The sequence below is a fragment of the Haliovirga abyssi genome (assembly GCF_030295325.1).
GTDB lineage: Bacteria > Fusobacteriota > Fusobacteriia > Fusobacteriales > Haliovirgaceae > Haliovirga > Haliovirga abyssi.
In genome coordinates this window covers 1,837,224-1,857,767 of the sequence record NZ_AP027059.1, presented here as the reverse complement: position 1 = coordinate 1,857,767, position 20,544 = coordinate 1,837,224, and the positions used below count along the sequence as shown (strand labels likewise).

14 protein-coding genes are annotated in these 20,544 nt (G+C 24.1%); all 14 read left to right on the top strand.

What is annotated here, in order from left to right:
- The first annotated feature begins 160 nt into the window (after positions 1-160).
- The 14 genes from RDY08_RS08245 (at position 161) to RDY08_RS08180 (ending at position 20,432) form a co-directional block, all read left to right on the top strand.
- Positions 161-1,336 (top strand): transglycosylase SLT domain-containing protein, encoded by a 1,176-nt coding sequence (locus tag RDY08_RS08245; protein WP_307903896.1) that lies wholly within the window; start codon positions 161-163, stop codon positions 1,334-1,336.
- Positions 1,333-1,752: a hypothetical protein gene (locus RDY08_RS08240; protein ID WP_307903895.1), complete on the top strand. Its 420-nt coding sequence runs from the start codon at positions 1,333-1,335 to the stop codon at positions 1,750-1,752. The genes RDY08_RS08245 and RDY08_RS08240 overlap by 4 nt, the downstream gene beginning before the upstream one ends.
- Positions 1,753-1,777: 25 nt before the next feature.
- The gene (locus RDY08_RS08235) at positions 1,778-1,942 is read left to right on the top strand and encodes a hypothetical protein (RefSeq protein WP_307903894.1); all 165 of its coding nucleotides are present in this window, start codon (positions 1,778-1,780) and stop codon (positions 1,940-1,942) included.
- Between the two features lie 51 nt (positions 1,943-1,993).
- Entirely contained in the window at positions 1,994-3,295 is a 1,302-nt protein-coding gene (locus RDY08_RS08230) for a hypothetical protein (RefSeq protein ID WP_307903893.1), read from the top strand.
- Between the two features lie 60 nt (positions 3,296-3,355).
- Positions 3,356-5,185: a hypothetical protein gene (locus tag RDY08_RS08225; protein WP_307903892.1), complete on the top strand. Its 1,830-nt coding sequence runs from the start codon at positions 3,356-3,358 to the stop codon at positions 5,183-5,185.
- A gap of 168 nt (positions 5,186-5,353) precedes the next feature.
- Complete coding sequence (locus RDY08_RS08220) at positions 5,354-6,634, top strand: DUF8604 domain-containing protein (RefSeq protein WP_307903891.1); 1,281 nt, start codon at positions 5,354-5,356, stop codon at positions 6,632-6,634.
- Positions 6,635-6,676: 42 nt separating this feature from the next.
- Complete coding sequence (locus RDY08_RS08215) at positions 6,677-7,999, top strand: LPP20 family lipoprotein (RefSeq protein WP_307903890.1); 1,323 nt, start codon at positions 6,677-6,679, stop codon at positions 7,997-7,999.
- A 329-nt stretch (positions 8,000-8,328) separates the two neighbouring features.
- Positions 8,329-9,270 carry a transporter substrate-binding domain-containing protein gene (locus RDY08_RS08210; RefSeq protein ID WP_307903889.1) on the top strand — a complete coding sequence of 314 codons (942 nt, stop codon included), beginning with the start codon at positions 8,329-8,331 and terminating at the stop codon, positions 9,268-9,270.
- A 93-nt stretch (positions 9,271-9,363) separates the two neighbouring features.
- Positions 9,364-10,911: a diguanylate cyclase gene (locus RDY08_RS08205; RefSeq protein WP_307903888.1), complete on the top strand. Its 1,548-nt coding sequence runs from the start codon at positions 9,364-9,366 to the stop codon at positions 10,909-10,911.
- Positions 10,912-10,950: 39 nt separating this feature from the next.
- Positions 10,951-11,418 (top strand): ribonuclease H family protein, encoded by a 468-nt coding sequence (locus RDY08_RS08200; protein WP_307903887.1) that lies wholly within the window; start codon positions 10,951-10,953, stop codon positions 11,416-11,418.
- A gap of 38 nt (positions 11,419-11,456) precedes the next feature.
- The gene (recQ, locus tag RDY08_RS08195) at positions 11,457-13,688 is read left to right on the top strand and encodes a DNA helicase RecQ (protein WP_307903886.1); all 2,232 of its coding nucleotides are present in this window, start codon (positions 11,457-11,459) and stop codon (positions 13,686-13,688) included.
- A 354-nt stretch (positions 13,689-14,042) separates the two neighbouring features.
- Entirely contained in the window at positions 14,043-15,104 is a 1,062-nt protein-coding gene (gene dprA / locus RDY08_RS08190; protein WP_307903885.1) for a DNA-processing protein DprA, read from the top strand.
- Positions 15,105-15,134: 30 nt separating this feature from the next.
- Positions 15,135-16,193 carry a Gfo/Idh/MocA family oxidoreductase gene (locus tag RDY08_RS08185; protein ID WP_307903884.1) on the top strand — a complete coding sequence of 353 codons (1,059 nt, stop codon included), beginning with the start codon at positions 15,135-15,137 and terminating at the stop codon, positions 16,191-16,193.
- A 525-nt stretch (positions 16,194-16,718) separates the two neighbouring features.
- Positions 16,719-20,432 (top strand): hypothetical protein, encoded by a 3,714-nt coding sequence (locus RDY08_RS08180; RefSeq protein ID WP_307903883.1) that lies wholly within the window; start codon positions 16,719-16,721, stop codon positions 20,430-20,432.
- Positions 20,433-20,544: the final 112 nt, after the last annotated feature.

Sequence of the window (20,544 nt, the reverse complement as noted above, 5' to 3'; positions counted from 1 at the left end):
TAAACGTTCCTAAGTCATTTGTTTGAATAAATATGAATATATCTAAAGATTTTCTCAAATGATTTTGACAAATTTATTTTTTTAATGTACCTAAATAATTTGATAATCTGGTGTTTTTTAATGCCAGATTATTTTTTAATATGATTATGGAGGAGCAATTATGAAAAGAATATTAATGTTAATTATCTGTTTTCAAATTATATTTATATTTAGTTTTGGAGATGATGGATTTGAAAATTATAAAAAAAATTCTAATAAAGAATATCAAACTTATAAGAAAAATATAGAAAAAGAGTTTAAGAATTATGAGAAAATTCAAAAAGAAGAGTTTGAAAATTATAAAAAAAATATTCTTAAAAATTGGAAAAATCCAAAAGTATCTTCAGCTAAAATATTTGTAGAATATGACAATAAATACAGTGAAAGAAAAATAGTTGATTTTGAAAAAGGAGAAATAACTATTGAAAAAATAGTTGATAAATCAAGAGATGAAAAAACAATAAAAAAAGATTTAGCAAAATCTTTTTCGAAATTAATTTTAGAAGATACAAATACAGCTTTCAATAGAAATGAATATTTAAAAAATACAGAGAAGAGACTGAATAAAAAAATTAAGAGTCCAATTTCATTTCCAATAATTACAGATATATATTTGAAAAAAGGGGAAAAGAATATAAAAAAAGTATCTGAAATTGTAATAGATAAAGTGAAGAGAAATAAACTTAAGATGGAAAAGAGTAAGATTAAAGGGAAAAAGAGAGTTATTATAAAAATAAAGCTTCCAAAAAATTATAAAAACAAAAAAGCTTTAATGTATAGTAAATATATAAAAAAATATTCTGAAAAAGAAAAAATAAAAGAAAGCTTAGTTTATGCAATAATTCAATCCGAAAGTGATTTTAATCCAATGTCAACATCTTATGTTCCTGCATATGGTCTTATGCAGATTGTGCCAAAATCAGCAGGAGCAGATGCAACTAAAAAACTATATGGAAAAGTAAAAATATTAACGCCAAAAGAGTTATATAATGCTCCAAAAAATATTGAGATTGGAGCAGCTTATATGAATGTATTATATTATAGATATTTAAGGAAAATAAATAATTTAGAAAGTAGAATGTATTGTACAATTGCAGCATATAATACAGGAGCAGGAAATGTATCAAAAGCATTTATTGGTAATACTCACATTAGCAGAGCAATTATTAAAATAAATAAAATGTCGCCTAAAAAAGTATACAATAGATTAATTAAAAAATTACCCTATAAAGAAACAAGAGAATATTTAAAAAGAGTATCAATTAGAGAGAGAAAATGGAGGGAGGTAATTAAGTGAAAAAAGCAGGAATAGTAATATTTATTATGTTATTAAGTTTAGTAGGTTGTTCTTCTATGAATTCTAAAGGGAATAGTTTTAAGAATGAAAACTCATCAAATAAAATGCCTAATTGGGTGTTTAATTCAACATTAAATGGTAAATATAAATTAGCTGGAATAGGAGTATCTAAAAGAACTATAGATGGTACAACGAGGCAAAGAGAAATAGCTATATCAAGAGCAATAGATGAAATATCAAAACAGATGGGAATTAAAGTTTCAAATAGGTCACTTAGTCACGCAACAAAAAGTGAGAGCTCTTTTGAGCAATATAGTTTGCAGACAGTAGAGGGTAAAACAGTAAATGCAGTTATAAATGGAATGTGGTATAATAAAGATACGGGAGAATTATATATATGGATGGTTGTAAAATAAATTTAAAATTATGGAGGGGAATTCAATGAAAAAAATATTGTCAATATTTATAATAGGTATGGTATTTGTAAGTTTTGGATGTAAAAGAGCAGAAGTTAAGAAGGTGAAAGTGAAAAAAGATAATTCAAAGGTATTAAAAAGAGCTCAAGAGAATCAAAAAGAATTAACTAACGAAGTGGATAAATATTAGGTTTATAAAAAATAAAAAAAGTTAGGATGGAAGATGAAAATGGAGATAAATATGAAAAGAAAATTATTTATAATATTTATATTATTAAATGCTATTTTGAATGCAGGAATATTTAAAATAGAAAAAATAGATGGAGAGAAACCTTGGTGGACAAAAAATTATGTGATAGAAGGGTTACATTCATCAATTGGAGAAGTAGATAAAACTTTAGGGAAAACAAATAATGCTATACGAGAAGAAGCAATATCAAGTGCTAAAGCAGAATTAGCAGGAAATAAATCCACTACTATAAAAACAGAAATCAAAACAGTTAAAACAAATACAGAATCACAAACAGCTGTTGGAAGTGTTCAAACTGTAGATACAAAATTAAAAGTAGAAATAATAGATAGTTGGGAAAATGATAAAAAATATTATGTATGGGTTGTAGAAAAGACAGATAATTGGGAAAATGATAAAAAAATAATAAAAAATATGATTGAAAAAAATAATAAAAAAACTAAAATAAGAAGAGAAAAAATATTAAAAGAAAATGAAAAAAACAAAGAAAGTAAAAAATATGACAACAGAATTATAGAAAAACATTTCAATAGAGTATTAATTAATATAGGTCAAGGAGAAGCAAAATTAGGAGAAATTGCAAATATTTATGATTATTCTTTAAAAAAAGTTGGAGAAATGGAAATAGTAGAACTTTTTAAAAATGAAAGTTTAGGAAAAGTTAGTTTATGGAGTTCATTTAAAATAAAAGAAGGTTATGGAGTTAAATTAACTGGATTATCAAAAAGAAAAAAATATATCCCTATAGATAATACATATAAGGTATTTTCAGAAAATATAGAACAAGCTAAAGTTATAAGAAATAGGAATTATTTATTAAAAATAGATAGAAATTTTGCTGAAAATATTAATAATATGGATTTTAAATATGGTTTATTTGATTTTTTTGAACTATTATTAAAATATGATGAAAGAGATTTTAATTATGGAATAAAACTCGGATTAGATTTTAAAAAAATAAATATAGGCGGAATTTATTTTGTAAAGGATAAAAGTTTTGATATATTATTAGATTCTAAATTTATTATGGGTATGAATAGTCATTTGAATTATAAAAAAACAGATTCAGATAAAATAATAGTGTTAGGATTAAGTAAAAACATAGAGAGAATAACCATTTATGGAGACGCTAAATATGATATGAATAAAAATAAAATAGATGAAGAATTAATTAAATTAACATTAAATATAGTAAAAGATAAAAAACTTTATTTAGATTTAGGAATGAAAAGAGATGAAGATTTAAAAGATAGCAGTTTCTTTATGGGAATATCAAAAATAGGAACTTTTTAAAAATAAGAGCTAGGAGGTGAAGACTGTTTAGGAATGGATTAGAAATAACAGTCGAATTATATGCTGAAAAAAAGTGTTATATTAATTATACTAATTTTATTAATGAGTGAATTTATGTATGGCGAAGATGGAAAATATGTTAGAAAATCAATTACAGCAGTGGACTCGGTATGGGTAAAGCCAGGAGCAATAGCCGAAGGATATAAATTTAATTATAAAATGTTAGATGAAATGTTAGATTTTTACGTTAAAGGAATAAATCCAATAAAAGAAACAAAAGATATAAAATCAAATAGTAGATTTGATTTTAATATATTACCCCAAAAATTAACAACTAAATTTAGGAGAAAAGCAAATGCTTTAAAAAGAGTTACTCCAAAGAGAATATCAAAAATTTTAGAAAATACAGTTGGAAAAGAGATATTAAATATTTTAAATTCAAATGAAATAAAAAAGATTAGAATTGAAAATTTAAAAAGTGAAACAGATTTAGAAACTTTTGCTGCAACTAAGGGAAAATCATTAGGAGCTACATTTGAAGAGATGAAAATATTAATGAATTCAGCATATATTTATTTACCATATATAACTTCTGTTAACAAAGTAGTTAAAGGAAAAAATATTTTATATAAAATAGATGGCGGAATAATTTGGTATCATGTAGAAATATCCAAAACAGGTGAAGTATCAATAAAGGAATTAGTTGCAGATGAAACTTTTGCAATAGGAACATCTGAAATAGGAGCAAAGGATATCTTTGGAAATTATAAATATAGAAAATTTAATTTTGCTGGAAATAGTTATAATGTAAGTGAAGCACAATATGCACAATATTCGGCTATACTTGCTTTAGCGAAAAATTTAGGAGTAAAAACTAAAAAAATTGATGATTTTAAATTAGCTGCTCAAATAGTTGAGGTGAAATCTGGAAAAGAGTATTCTATATCATTAGGACATAAAGAAGGATTATTCTTAGATGATGCTTTTGATATTATAGAGAAACAAGAAAATGAAAATGGTAAAATAATAACTAAAAAAGTAGGATTTGCTAGAATAATAAAAACAGGAGATAATAAGAAAGATCCTACTAATTATAGTACAATAAAACAATACATAGGAGCGCCTCAAACTGAAGGGACATTAATAACAGAACATCCATTATTAGGATTAGATCTGAAATTAAAAGCAGTTTCTGCTGCAAATTTGAATATAAAAAAAGAAGATATAAATTTCATATTAGATTGGGCTAAAAATGGTGGCTATTCAAGTAGTTATCAAGATGAAATAATAACCGAAGATGCAAATAAAGCATCAGGAATAGAAGGAATATTTTCTTACGATTTAGCACCTATTATTAATTCGCCACAGACATTTTTAGATTTAGATTTAATGGCGATGCTTCCTGAATTAACAACAACTACAGATGATACACCAACTATATATACATATTCAGCTTATTTAGGATTGTCTAAAAAAATGTGGTTTGGTAGATTTAATTTAAATGGAGGAATGGGATTAGGTGTAGATATGTTATCATTTAATTATAATTATAAAAGTTATTATAAATATAATTATGATTATTATGATGAGTACACATATGATATATCTTTTTTGAGTTATGGAGTTAAATTAGATATAGGAACAGAATATTTATTGAGTCCAGATTTAATGTTAGATTTAGGGATAACTTATAAAATATCATTAAAGCCAAGCAAAGTTACAACAAAATATACAAATAATAGAAGTGGCGATGAATTTAATAAGGATTATACAGCTTCAGGATTTAATTCGACTTTGGGAGGGATGTCAATAGGATTAGGATTTACCTATTCATTAGGAGAATTACCATTTGATGTATTTGGTGTGTTAGATCCATTAAAGAGATATTAAGGAACGGCTTAAAAATAACCTTCTGATTTTGTTTTAAAATACGCAATGGTTTAGGAACGCTTTAAAAATAACTTTATCCTTTTGTTTTAAAACAGGTAACGATTTAAGCGTTTTTACAACAAAATATAAAAAAATATTTTTAAATGTTCCTAAGAAAGGAGAAAAATTATGAAAAAAATAAAATTAATACTGATATTTATGTTTTTTATAACAATTTTTGGCTTTGCATCTAATTTACCTTTGTCAAAAGAAGCAACTATTATAGAAAATGTATCTTCAGCAGAAGTTTTGATGAAAGGTACAGGTATTTATAAATCAAAGGAAAGAAGTAAAAGAAAAATAAAAAAGGATATTGAAAAAAATGGGATTTTTAATGCAATAAAAGATGCTAAAAGGGCAATAATCTACTATTTATTATATGAAGGAACAGATCCAATATTAAGTAGTAATGATGAAAAAAATAAATTTCAAAATATAGAAGAGAAATATTTTGAAATAGGAAAGATTAACAATTATATCACTTATGAAAGCACAAGATTTTCAAAAAAGATAATTATTGATAGAGGAAAAGGAATAAAAATAGCAAAAAGTTTTAAAGTAAATAAAGAACTTTTGATGAAAGATTTAACAAATGATGGAGTTTTAATTAAAAGAGAAAATTTAGTTGAAAAATTAGGAAATCCGTCTATAATGGTAATTCCTATGACAAAAAAGGGAGAAAACCCAATAGAGTTATTAAATAAAAATGATAATATGAGGCATATATCATCTGTAATAGAAAGTTATTTAACAGCAAAACAATATGATGTAGTAGTACCAGAGCAACAAGAAAAAATGAACAAATTAAATAGCGCTCAAATGGGATTAGCAGATGCAGAAGAAGATTTTTCATATAAATTAGCTTTATCAGTTGGAAGTGATATTTATATTACATTTTCAGGTGAATTAACAGATGCAGGATATGGGACAAAACAATATGTTGTGAATTTAAAGGCTTATGAAACAACAACTTCAAGATTATTAGGAACTGAAACTGGATATAGTAATAGTAGAGATGGGAATGTTAAGATTTCTATTGAAGAAGCTGTAAATGATGCTATGAATAATATTTTATCGAGAATAAATAATTATTGGGTAGCAGACTTGAAAAAAGGTATACAATATAAATTAGTAATAAACTGTTCAGATGAATTTGACGAAGATGAATTAGAGGATATTCAATTTGAATTAATAGATATTATAGAAAAATTATCAAATAAATCCAAAGAAAATATAGTTAGTAAAAATATGATTGATTATTCAATATGGGTTTCTAATGAAAAATTGTCATCAAGTTTTAAAATATATAGATATATAAAAAAAGAGTTTGGAAAATCTGGTATGGATGGTAGAATAAAAAAAATAAATTTGAATAGGAAAATGATAATTTTAGAGGTATCTCCAGAATAGTCATAAGATGATTATTTTAAAAAAATTATGGAGGAGAAATTTATGAAAAAACTAATAATAGCAATGTTTGTTTTAATTAATATAATGGCAATATCTGCAGGTATACCAAGTTGGTATTTGAATAATGGGAATTCGGAATATTCTACTAACAATTATTTCATTGGTTTAGGAGAAGGAAAAAATTATAAAGAAGCAGAAATGGCAGCACAAGTAGATATAGCCTCTCAAATAAAGACTAATATAGACAGTAGTATTGAATCTAAAACAGTACAATCTACAGTAGGAAATAAAGAAAATTATAGTAAAAATGTAGAGCTTAATATAAAAGCATTGGCAAATGAAGTTTTAATTGGTGTAGACTTTGTTAAAAAAGAGAAAAGTGGAAATTCATTTTATGTATTGGCACTGTTAGATAAAAGTAAATATTTGTTAGGATTAGAGACAGAACTAGATAAAATTAGTGAAGAGATAAAAAAAGATGAGGAGTTGAATTTAACTCCATATGTTCTAGTAAAAGAATATTTAAAAGCTAAAAAGAAAGTTAATGAGTTTTATAAAAAGAAGATAATATATGATTCTATTTCAAATAACGAATATATAATACCAACTTTTTTTAGTCAATTAGATTTTAATGCTAAAATAAAAAAAATAATATCTAATATCTATTTTGAAGTTGTAGATGGAAAAAATCAATATGGAAAAGAGGGAGAAGTTTTAAAAAATCCAATAGTATTTAAAATAAAATATAAAAATGAAGTAATCCCTAATTTTCCAATAGTAGTAAAATATCAGAATAATAAGATATTAGAAAAAGCAACAACAGATAATAACGGAGAATTTAAAGTATATGTTACAGTTTTTACAGATGAATCAAGAAATGGAAAAATTATAGCAAGTGTTGATTTGTTAAAAGTTCCATTTGAATTAAAAGATTATTTTAAAAATATTAAAGTATATGCAAATTATTTTAGAAAAGAAGAAAAAACAACAAATTTTTCTGTAAATATAGTTAATGAGAAAAATCAAAAAATCAAAAGTATAAATAGAAATATAAGTAGGTTAATAGTTAAAGGTGGAGACATAATTTCAAAAAAAGCAAATTTAATTGTAACTGGAAAAGTTTCTGTAGATAGCATTGATGAAGTAGAAAGTTATAGTGGAACAATGTATGTTGCAAATGTAAATTTAGATTTAAATATTGTCGAAAATAAAACTAAATTAGTTTTGTCTAATATAACTTTTAAAGGAAAAGGGATAGGTAAAAATAGAGAAAAAGCCATAGAAAGTGCATATAGAAAGATACGGATTTCTAAAAAGAAATTTGCTGTAATGGTAGCGGAAGCAAAGAGGAAATTCGGAAGATAATTTATAATGTACAATGGGAAATTGGAAAGAAAGAGAAATGAAAAGAGAGAGAAAATTTTTTAGCCACTAATTGTCACTAATGGGACACGAATTATAAGATAAAGAAGAACACAAAGGTCTATATATCATATATAATAAGGTAATAGAAGATTAGTTTTTTGAATGATGAGAAGAGGATTTAGGTCCTCTTTTTATTATTTCTATAGATTTTTTGTTTTAAATAGGGTATAATAATTATACTTTAAAGAATGTTTAAAAATAAGGTTTTTACATTAAAATGGCAAGTTACTCAATGTAATGAAAATTATAATTGCGGAGGTGGGAAATTCATGAAAAAAATTATTTTAATTCTAATGGTTTTAATGTTTAGTTTTGCATTTTCAAGAGATTTAAATGAGATAAAAAAATCTGGGTATTTAATTATAGGAATTAGAAATATTCCAACAGGAGGTATTTATCAACCTAAAATAAAGGATAAACAAGGATTTACTTTTGAACTTGCAGAGAGTTTTGCGGAATATTTAAATGTGAAATTAAAATTATATGTAGTTAAATCATTTAAAGAATATTGGACAAAAGATGGAGAAATTATGTTCAAGAAAAATATTATAGGTACTCCAGATATTTATAAAAAAGTAGATATTATTGCAGATATTATTACAGTGACTGAAAGTAGAAAGAAATTAGTTAAGATGACTCCATTTGTTGAAAATGTATCTATGTTTTTCACAAGGAAAAATGAAGATATAAATAATTATCAAGATTTTAAAGGAAAAAAAATTATAACAATGGAAGTTTTTAATTTCTATAACACGATTAGAAAAGAATTAAAAAAAAGAGATATAAATTATATTGTTAATAAAGTTAGTATTAAAAATAATAAGTTTACTTATTTAGGAAGAACTAAAAAAGTAAATAAAAATGATGTGGAAATTGATATAATTCCAACTGGAGATTATATTGACAGAATGGGATTTTATTATCAAGTTATTTTAGGAAATGCAGATGTCAGTATATCAGATTCATTTTCTTTTTTTCCAAAATTATTAACAAGCTTAACTTTTAAAGATAATTTAAAAGCTTTATTTCCAGCTGAAAATAAAGTAGGATATTTAGCATTTTGTAGTTCGTATAACACTCCAGAATTGAATAAAATGTTATCGATGTTTATGGAGGAATTTAGAAAAACAGAACGTTATAATTTGCTTTTTGAAAAATATACTGGCATAAGTTATACTGAATATAAAAAAATATTTACAGATGGGAATTAATATAATTTTTTTACGATTTAATTTTTAAAATTTTAGTTAAAAAGATTGATTTATAAAAATCGAGAAATCGTTAATATAGAAAGAGGTTTTATTATGAAATTAAAGGATAAAATATTTAGATATGTTATATTTACAGATATAATTATAACAACAGTTATTTTAATAATAACTTCATTAATATTATTTAATTTTTTTACATATTTTAAAACGGAAGAGATATATTTAAATAATGGTAATTTTAAGAATTATTTATCTGCCAATATATCTGAAATAGATAATTTTATGAATATGATAGCAAATACAAATGATGTAGTTTTTTTATTTGATAAAAATAAATTGATTAGTAAATATGCTAGTGAATCTTTGAAAAAAGAGTTGATGAAAGAAATTTCTAAAAAAAAGATAATTTCAGAAATAGAAATTATAAATAATAATGGAGAATCTATACATTTAGGAGAAAAAAATAAATTTAAAATAGGAGAGACGTTATTTATATATAAAAATTCTAATATAAATATAATTATTTTAAAAAAATTGGATTCATATGAAAATAAAAAACTAATTGTTGTTTTAAAATTATCAAAAATATTTGAGAATTATTTAAAAAATAATAATAGAATGGATATTAATTTAATTACATATATTGGTGACAATATTTTTGTTACAAAAAATAATAAGACAAAAACTATAAAAAAAGAAGAATTAAAAAAATATTTTAAAGTTGAAAATTCTAAATTTAACATAAAAAAATTAAAAAATATCTCTTTTTATATTACAGAATCAAAAGATATTATTTATAAACATATATTTAACTTTATAGTTATATTTATTATTTTATTAATTATAATTATATTTTTATTATATTTGTTATCGAATAAAATTTCTAAAAATACAACAAATTCAATAATTAATATGATAAAATCTGTAGAAGCATATGATTCCACAAATTTTGTGCCTATAGAAATTAAAAATAATTATGAAGATGAAATTAAATTATTAACTTTAAAATTTAATAATATGGGAAAAGATTTATCTAAATATATACATAATTTGGAAGAAATAGTAAGTGAAAGGACTAAAAAATTAGAGCTTCAAAAAAAAGAATTAAAAATTTTAAATAATAAACTAAAAAAAAATTCAATTACAGATGAATTAACAGGATTAAATAACAGAAGATATTTTGATGATAGATTTATAGATGATTTTAAAATGTCATCAAGAGAAGGTTTTTATCTTCATTTTTCAATTATTGATATAGATCATTTTAAAAATATAAATGATACTTATGGTCATTTAGCTGGAGATTTTTGTTTGAAAAAATTAGGAAAAATATTAAAAGAAAATTTAAGTAGAGCAAATGATAAAGTTTTTAGATATGGCGGAGAAGAGTTTGTATTTTATTATTTTTCTAAAGAGAAAGAAAATTTTTTGAAAATACTTGAAAAGCTAAGGCAAAATGTTGAAAATGAAGATTTTATTTATGAAAATGAGGAAATACAATTTACAATAAGTATTGGTGGAGCATCTATGATTCCTAATTTAGAGTGTTGTAATACATATAATAAATATATGAAAATGGCAGATGATGCTTTATATAAATCAAAAGAAACTGGGAGAAATAGAGTTACAATGGTATTATAAAAAAATTAAAATAATTTTAATATTTAGATGGAGGACAGATTGGAAGAAATATTAATATATACAGATGGAGCATGTGCTAATAATCAATCAAAGAATAACAGAGGCGGATATGGAGCTATCCTTATTTATAAAGGAAAAGAAAAAGAGATTTATGGTGGCTATAGAAATACAACGAATAATAGAATGGAATTAAAAGCTGTAATTGAAGCTTTGAAGTCATTGAAAAGAAAAGATATTCCAGTAAAGATTTTTTCAGATAGTGCATATGTTGTAAATGGAATAACTATTTGGATTAATGGTTGGATAGCTAAAGGAAGTGCTAAAAAAAATCCTGATTTATGGTTAGAATTATATAATCTAAAAAAATCATTTAAAAATATTTCATTTCATAAAGTAAAAGGACATAATGGAGATGAATATAATGAAATTGCAGATAAATTAGCTGTAAAGGGATCTGATATGTACGATTTAGAAGAAGATGTTGAAGATAAAAACGCTAGATTTTGATTGTTATGTAGAGTGGTAATTATTAGGGGGAAATGTTAATGCTAAAAGAAGCAGAAAAGATATTAAAAAAATATTATGGATATGATAGTTTTAGAAAAGGACAAATTAAAGTAGTTGAAAGTATTTTAAGTAAAAAAGATACAATTGGAATTTTACCAACTGGTGGTGGGAAATCAATATGTTATCAAATTCCAGCTATGATATTTGAAGGGATTGCTGTTGTAGTTTCACCTTTAATATCACTAATGAAAGACCAAGTAGACAGTATAATAAATTTAGGGTTAAGTGCAGTATATTTAAATAGTAGTCAAACTGCAAAAGAGAGAAATAGAATTATCAATGAGATATCTATGGGAATTCATAAAATTATATATGTAGCTCCTGAAAGATTAGATTCAGAAGAATTTATTAATGCTTTAAATTATAATAAATTAAGTTTGCTTGCAATAGATGAGGCACACTGTATTTCACAATGGGGTCATGATTTTAGAAAAAGTTATTTGAAGATTCCAGAGTTTATAGATAGATTAAAAAATAGACCTGTAATAGGAGTATTCACAGCAACTGCAACCCCAGAAGTAAGAAAAGATATTATAAAAAAATTAAGTTTGAAAAATTTTAACGAATATGTAAATGGATTTGAAAGAGAAAATTTGTATTTTGAAGTAATAAAAGGGATAGATAAAAAGAATTATGTACTTGAATATTTAAAAAATAATGAAGGAAAATCAGGAATAATATATGTGGCGACTAGAAAAGATGTAGATAAATTATATGAACTTTTATTGGATAAAAAATATTTAGTAGGAAAATATCATGCAGGTCTAAAAGATAGAGAAAAAGAATATTATCAAGATGAATTTATATATGATAGAATAAAAATAATGGTAGCGACAAACGCTTTTGGAATGGGAATTGATAAATCAAATGTTAATTTTGTAATACATTATAATATGCCAAAAGATATTGAAAGTTATTACCAAGAAGCTGGAAGAGCAGGAAGAGATGGAGAAAGAGCAGAGTGTATATTGCTTTATAGTCCAAAAGATGTAATGCTACAGAGATATTTTATAGAAAATAATGAATTTCAAGCTAATCCAGAGATTATAGAATCAAAATATGAAAAATTACAATATATGAATAATTATACAACAACATCAATGTGTTTAAAAAAATATATATTATCATATTTCGGAGAAGACATTATAGAAGAAAAATGTGGTATGTGTAGCAATTGTAATGAAAATATAGAGAAGCAGGATATAACAGTTGAAGCGCAAAAAATATTTTCATGTATAGGAAGAGTAAATCAAAATTTAGGAATGACAATGATTGCAAATATTTTAAAAGGTTCAAAATCTAAAAAAGTTATTGCAAACAGATGGGATAGAATAACAACATATGGATTAATGTCTGAATATAGTGTGAAAGATATAAAAGCTATGATAAATTTATTAATTGGAGATGGATATTTAGAAGTTACAAAAGGAGAATATCCTGTATTAAAATTATCCGATTTATCTTATAATGTTTTAAAAAAGGGAGAAAAAGTATATAAAAATGTAATAAAAATCGAGAAAAAAGTGGAAGCAAATGAAGAGTTAATGAGGTTATTAAAAGAGAAAAGAACTGAAATTGCAAGTAGAGAAAATGTACCACCATATATTATATTCTCGGATAATACTTTAGTGGAGATGTCAGAATATCAACCATTAACTAAAAATGAATTTTTAAGAGTAAAAGGTGTAGGAGAAATTAAATATGAAAGATATGGAGAACTATTTTTAGATATAATAAAAAAATATATTTATGAATTTGATGAAGAAAACAAAGTATTAGATGGAACAATGGTAGAATTAGATGATGAAATAGCTGAAGATATTATTGAATTACCAGTTTTAAATGATAGTGAAACTAAAAAAGAAGATTTTAAATCTACAGAAGGAAATAATGATGCGATAAATGAAGAGATAGAAGATAAAAAAATAATAAATAATGAGAAATCAGAAATGAAAATTAAAGCTATAAAAGAAATGACAATAAAAGAGTTAGGAAAATCTAAATTAAAAGAAGCAATAGGTCATTGCATAAAGTATTTATATTCTGAAGATTTAGATGAGATAAAAGAATCAATTATTTCAATAGGGAATCTTGCAGAAGATTATAGAAGTGAATGTAAAATATTAATTCCAGTTTTAGAAGAGAAATTAAATAGTGAAAATTTAGATATACAAATAGAAGCTAAAAGAAGTTTGGAAAAAGTAAAATAATTGTAGGATTTTAGCCACGGAGAAAGGCAGATGATTTGCCACGAATGGACACAAATATACACTAATAAAAGAAAAATATTTTTTGGATTATTAGGAAAGTATAAATTTATTTAGAAAATAAGCTACGCCATTTTTTGAGATATGCTGTTTTTCAAAGTAAAATTTTTAAGAAACCAAAAATTCAGGAAAATATTTATGTTTTATTATATGAAGTATAGCTTGTTTTTTACTTGTTAGTTTTAATCTGTATTTATACCGTGGTTTTAAATAATTTTTTTCTTTGTGCTGAAATTCTTTTTTCTACAAAAACTTAACACTATCAAAAATATCTATTAAAATAAAAAGGAGAAACAGATGAATGAATGGTATAAATTACATTTAGCAGGTTTAACAAGAGGTGAAATATACAAATTAATGATTGAATTTGAAAACTTTGAAAATATAATAAATTCAGATCTAAATATCTTATCATTGAAATTAAAAATAAAAAAAGAAAAATTAATAAAAATAAAAAAAATTACAGATGAAGAAATAATGTTAGAAAAATCAAAATATGATAAATTAGGTATAAAAATATTATCTTTGAAAGATGAAAAATATCCATATTTATTAAGAGAAATATCAAATCCACCACTGTTTTTATATTATAAAGGTGAAATGAAAATTCCAAATAAGACAATTGGTGTAATAGGCACAAGAAAAATAACAGCTTATGGAGAATCAGCTACTAAAAAAATAACAAAAGAATTAATAGAGTCAGGAGTTACAATTATAAGTGGATTAGCATTAGGTGTAGATGCAATAGCATTAAATACAGCATTAAAAAGTGGCGGGAATGTAGTGGCTGTAGTTGGATCAGGTTTAGATGTAATTTATCCATATGAAAATAAAAGAATATGGGAAAAAATAGAAAATGAAGGATTAATTATTTCAGAATATCCAATTGGGACACAACCATTGAGATGGAACTTTCCAGAAAGAAATAGAATAATTGTAGGATTATCTAATGGAATATTAATTTGTGAAAGTTATAAATCTGGTGGGAGTCTAATTACTGGAAAAATATGTTTAGATGAAAATAGAGAACTTTTTGCTGTTCCAGGATTTATTTCATATCCATCTTTTGAAGGTTGTAATAATTTAATAAAAAGAGGTGAAGCTAAATTAGTTTCAAATGCAGAAGATATTTTAGAAGAATTCAATTGGGATACAGATAAAAGTGATATTGAAAATGAACATATAATACTTTCAAAAGAAGAAGAAATTTTATATAAAAAATTAGTAGTAGAGAAAAATTTGGATGAATTAATAATGGAGACTGGGTATAAAGGAAATAATATTTTAGTGTATTTAATGGAAATGGAGATAAAAGGGATTATAAAAAGTATAAGTGGAGGAAGGTATACGAGGGTATAATCATTATATATAAATGAAAGAAGGTAAAAAATGAAGAAATTAAACATAGGAATAGCAGGATTTGGATTAGGAGGGAGAGTATTTCATGCACCAATTTTAGCAAGCCTTGAAGATTATTATATAATAAAAAAGATAATGACTTCTAACAAAGAAAATATAAAAAAAGCAAATGAAACATATCCAGAAGCTGAAATTGTATCTAAGTATGAGGAGATTTTGTATGATAAAAGCATAGATATTGTTGTAATAGCATTGCCAAATCTTCTACATAAAGAGTTTGCTGAAAAAGCACTTTTTGCTGGGAAACATGTGGTAGTTGAAAAGCCATTTACTGTTACAACAAAAGAGGCTATTGAGCTTATAAAAATTGCAAAAAATATGAATAAAATAGTTTCAGTAAATCATAATAGAAGATGGGACAGTGATTTTTTAACAGTAAAAAAAGTAATAAAGAGTAAAACTCTTGGAAAAATAGTAGAATATGAAGCTCATTTTGATAGGTTTAGAAATTATATAAAAGATGGTACATGGAAAGAAGCAAAAAAAGTAGGAAGCGGTATACTTTACGATCTTGGAAGTCATCTAATAGATCAATCACTTGAACTATTTGGACGTCCAAAAGAGGTATTTGCTGATTTAAGAATGCAAAGAGAAAACTCTACTGTAATTGATAATTTTGAATTAATACTTTATTATGATGAATTAAAAGTTACTTTAAAGGCTAGCATGCTTGTTAGAGAAAAAGGGTATAAATATAGTGTGTTTGGAAGAGAAGGCACATTTGTAAAAAGTGGGACAGATATTCAAGAAGAAGAATTGAGAAAAGGGAATATTCCAAAAGATATTTCTAACTGGGGAAAAGAACCAGAAAACATATGGGGAGAAATAAATAGCACTATAAATGGAATGAATATAAAAGGAAAAATAGAGAGCGAAAATGGAGATTATAGAAATTTTTATATAAATATATATAAAGCTATAGCAGGAGAAGAAAATTTATCTGTTACTCCAGAAAGTGCAACTGATGTGATACATATAATAGAATTAGCAATGCTTAGTAATAAAGAAAAAAGGATAGTGAAATTTTAAAAAATTAGAAAAATAATTTAATTATTGAAGAATATTTAAAAAAATTTCATATTTTGTTATAAAAATTATATATTTTAAAATAAGATATGAATGTTATTTTTAATCTTTTTCTAAGTGAAAGTAAAACTTATATGGAAATGCCGTAAAATTATCACGGGATTTAGAATTGGAAAACATAAAGATAATGAATATAAATATTGACATAGGATGAATAAATATAGTAGAATTTAATTGGAATAAAGACGGAGTGGTAGCTTGATCAAAACAGTTTTTAATAAAACTAGAAGAGTATAAAAAGATATATAAATCAAAAAAATATTTATTTGAAGATGGATAGATTTGCGTATATACGAACTATATGGAGGGATATGCGAAGGTTTTATGCGTGTATAAACGAGTTATATGCAAGCAGGTTTATACTTTAGATATTTGAATAAAAATCAATCCCATTTTTTTATTTTAGTCAGCGGTACTTCCTATACCGCCTTTTATAAAGAAATTTTAGATTGTTCAAGGAGGTTTGCTATGGATTTTAAATGGATAACTACAAATGACTTAAAATTATGGTCAGAAACAAATTCTAAAGAATCTCAACAGGAATGTCCAACTTTAGTAAAAAAACTTATATATGCTTCTTATGGTAATAACGAAATAAAATATTCTAGATTTCCAAGTGGAGATAGTGTTCAGTATTCAGGATTGGATGGATTTGTTGAAGTTGAAAATAATAAGAAATATATCCCAAAAGGAATTTCTATATGGGAAATCGGAACAAATAAAAATGTGAAATTAAAACTTGAAAGTGATTACTCTAAACGTTCTGAACAAGATTTAGGAATTGATAAAAGTAATTCAACTTTTATTTTTGTTACTCCTAGACTATTTACTACAAAGAATGATTGGATTAACGAAAAGAAAAAAGATGGTATATGGAAAGATATTAAAATTTATGATGCATGTGATTTAGAAGAATGGTTAGAGTTATTTCCTGTAATTTCAAAGTGGTTAAAAGGAATGATACATAAACTACAAATTGATAATTTCTTAAGTATAAATGAATTTTGGGATAAATTTGTTGGAGAAACAGAATTTGAAATAACATCAAATATGATTTTAGCAGGTAGAGAAAAAGAAGAGAAATTAATTAAAATTTGGATAGAAAATGACAAGCCATTCTTAAATATTATTGGAGAATCAAAAGAAGAAGCGATACTATCATTTATTGCAGTTGTTAAAAAATTAGAAAGTGACAAAAAGGATAATATTATTTCAAAAACATTAATTGTAAAAAGTGAAGAAGATTGGGATTTAACTTCTAAACACTTGAAAAATCACTATTTAATAACATATTATGATTTTACCTCACCAATTACGAACTCTAACAATAAACAATTATTTACATTTGGAAAGGAGTACAAAGGTAGTATTGATAAGGGAATAGAATTATCATTTATCAATAGAGGTAAAATTTCAGAAGAATTAAGAAATATTCAAATTGATTCAAATAAGAAATATGAGCTTGAGAGAGAAATGAAAGGGAGCATATTTAGATTGATCAGACTTTCTTCAAAAAATCAGCTATTGAAAGAATCAGATTGGATTAAAAAGCCTAATTTAGTAGAATTACTCCCTGCATTACTAGTCGGATGTTGGAATGATGAAAATGTAAAAGATAAAGAAATTATAGAAAAAATATCTAACGAAAAATATTCAGAGTATATTAATAAACTGCTTAATTGGACTTACGAAGTTGATCCTCCGATAAAAAAAATTAACTCAATTTGGAAAATTACAAATTATAAGGAATTATGGTATAAATTGCATAATAAAATTGATTCTTCAAAATTTGAAATTTTTATAGAACAATTTGAAGAAATTATGAAAGTAACTAATCCAAAGTTTGAGTTAGAAGAAGGCAAACAACAATTTTGGCAACTATACAATAAAACTACTGATTTTTCTTCTAATTTAAAAAATGAAATGTTGAAAAGTATTACAACTTTGGTATGTATAAATGATAGTTATCAATTAAAAATTGATTATTCTATTAAAAATATTATAAAAAATATTGATAGCAAACAGAAATTGCAGACTTTTATAGAAAATTTTGAAATTTTATCAGAGATTTCTCCTGATATCGTAGTTGATTTTATTTTAAATAATAGAGATAATGAAGATTTTTTATCTCTATTTAAACCTGTAGACAGTTTTTATGGTGGAGATAAATCATATATGTCTATTTTATGGGGAATTGAAAAATTGGTATGGAATGAGGAATATTTTTCTGATTGTGTTAATATTCTGTTTGAATTGGTAGATTGTTTCACTATTGACTATAATAATAATAATCCTATGCGTTCACTAGAAAATATTTTTAATTTATACTGGCCTCAAACAATTGTTGAGTATAAATTTCGTTTAGCAGCTATTGAGAGTTTTTTTAAAAAAGATGCTCAAAAGGCTTGGAGATTAGTAACTAACATATTACCAAAACCTCATGCAGTTTTATTTCCTAATAGTTCTCCTATTTATAGAGAATGGGGATTAGAGAAAAGAGAATATCATAATAACAAAGAAATTTTAATACAAACTGAAAGAATAATTGAACTTAAGTGTAATAATATATTCAATGTTGAATGTTGTTTTGATTTAATATCTGACTATTCTAATTTACCTAATAATCTTAAAGATTTAGTATTATCCAGTATTTATTCTTATACTAAAAATTTAAGTGAAGATAAATTACAACTTTTAAAAGTAGAAATAGAACAAGAAATAAACAGACATATTAGATTTAAAAATACTTACTGGGCCATAAAAGGTAATTATTTAGATAAATTAACAGAACTAAAAGATCATATAATTATTGAAGATATTATTTTAAAAAATCTTTGGTTATTTCAAAATAGTGAATATAATTTGTTTCAAGATGAAGAAAATTGGGAAGTCTCAAGAAGTAAGGCAAAAAAATTAAGATGTGAAGCTTTAGTAGAAATTGCTAATAAAGATAGAAGTCTAATTTTTGATTTAATAAAAAAATCTGACTCTAGTTCACTTTTTCATATTGGATATTATTGTGGTGAGTTATTTTTTGACAACATTGATAAAGAATTTATTCTAAAATTATTAGACTTAAAAAAATATAGAGTTATACATGGATTTGTTCGATATTTTGTTAGTGAAAAAGGAGTGTCAATAATTGTTAATTTCTTAAATAATACAGCTCTATTAAGTAATGAAAATAAAGTTATGTTGCTACAATATGAAGATATTACTAGTGAATTATTAGACTTTTTATCTTTAAATATAGAAATTGAAAAATTATACTTTGAACTGCAAGCTGAATTTAGAACAAATGAATCAAAAGTTGCTATCAAATTAATTGAAAAACTAATGTACTATAAACATTATGTAAAAGCAATAAATTTTATATATCATGAATGTTATAGGAATAAAGATATACCATCAAATCTTATTGTATTAGCTTTAGAAGGATATTTAACTTCTCAAAAAAAAACTATTTCTAGTTACAATTTTGGAGAATTATTTAAATATGTATATAACAAAAATGATTATGATAAAAACAAATTAATGATTTTAGAATGGAACTATTTAAAAATATTTAGATATATTGATGTAAATCCGGAAATTTTAAATAAAGAAATTATTACTAATCCAGAATTTTTTATTGAAATATTGAAAATGGGATTTAGAGATGATGATGGAAATTATTTTAAAAAATTGGATAATAACATACAAATCTATCTAAATATAAAAGAATTTTTTGATATCTGGAAGTTTAATATTAATCTAAATGATTCTATAGAACAAAATACTCTTTTAAGTTGGCTTGAATATGTAACAAAATTTTCTAAAGATCATAATTACACTAAATCTGTCTACACTATAATAGGACAAATGTTATCAAAATCACCCAAAGGCTCTGATGAAGTGTGGCCACATGAAGTTATCAGAGATGTTTTAGAAAAATACTATTGTAAAGAATTATTTGATGGAATTTTACATGGAAAAATATATCCTAATGGAATTAGAGTATCACATAAAAATATTTATGATGCTGGAAATGAAGAGAGAGCAATTGCTGAAGAATACAAAAATAATAGTTTAAAGATAAATCCTCTACATAGCAAAACAAAAAAACTTTTAAAAAAACTAGCAGAATTCTATGAAAAAGAGTCAAATCTGGAATATGCTCAATTAGAACATTGGGGTGATTAAGTAATGATATCCGTCGAAACTCGTGTTCTCCTAAGGAAAAATGGGAGCGATTTAAAGGTAAATTAAACGGTATTAAATAAAAATGAAGTTAAGACTAGAGCCAGTGTATAAC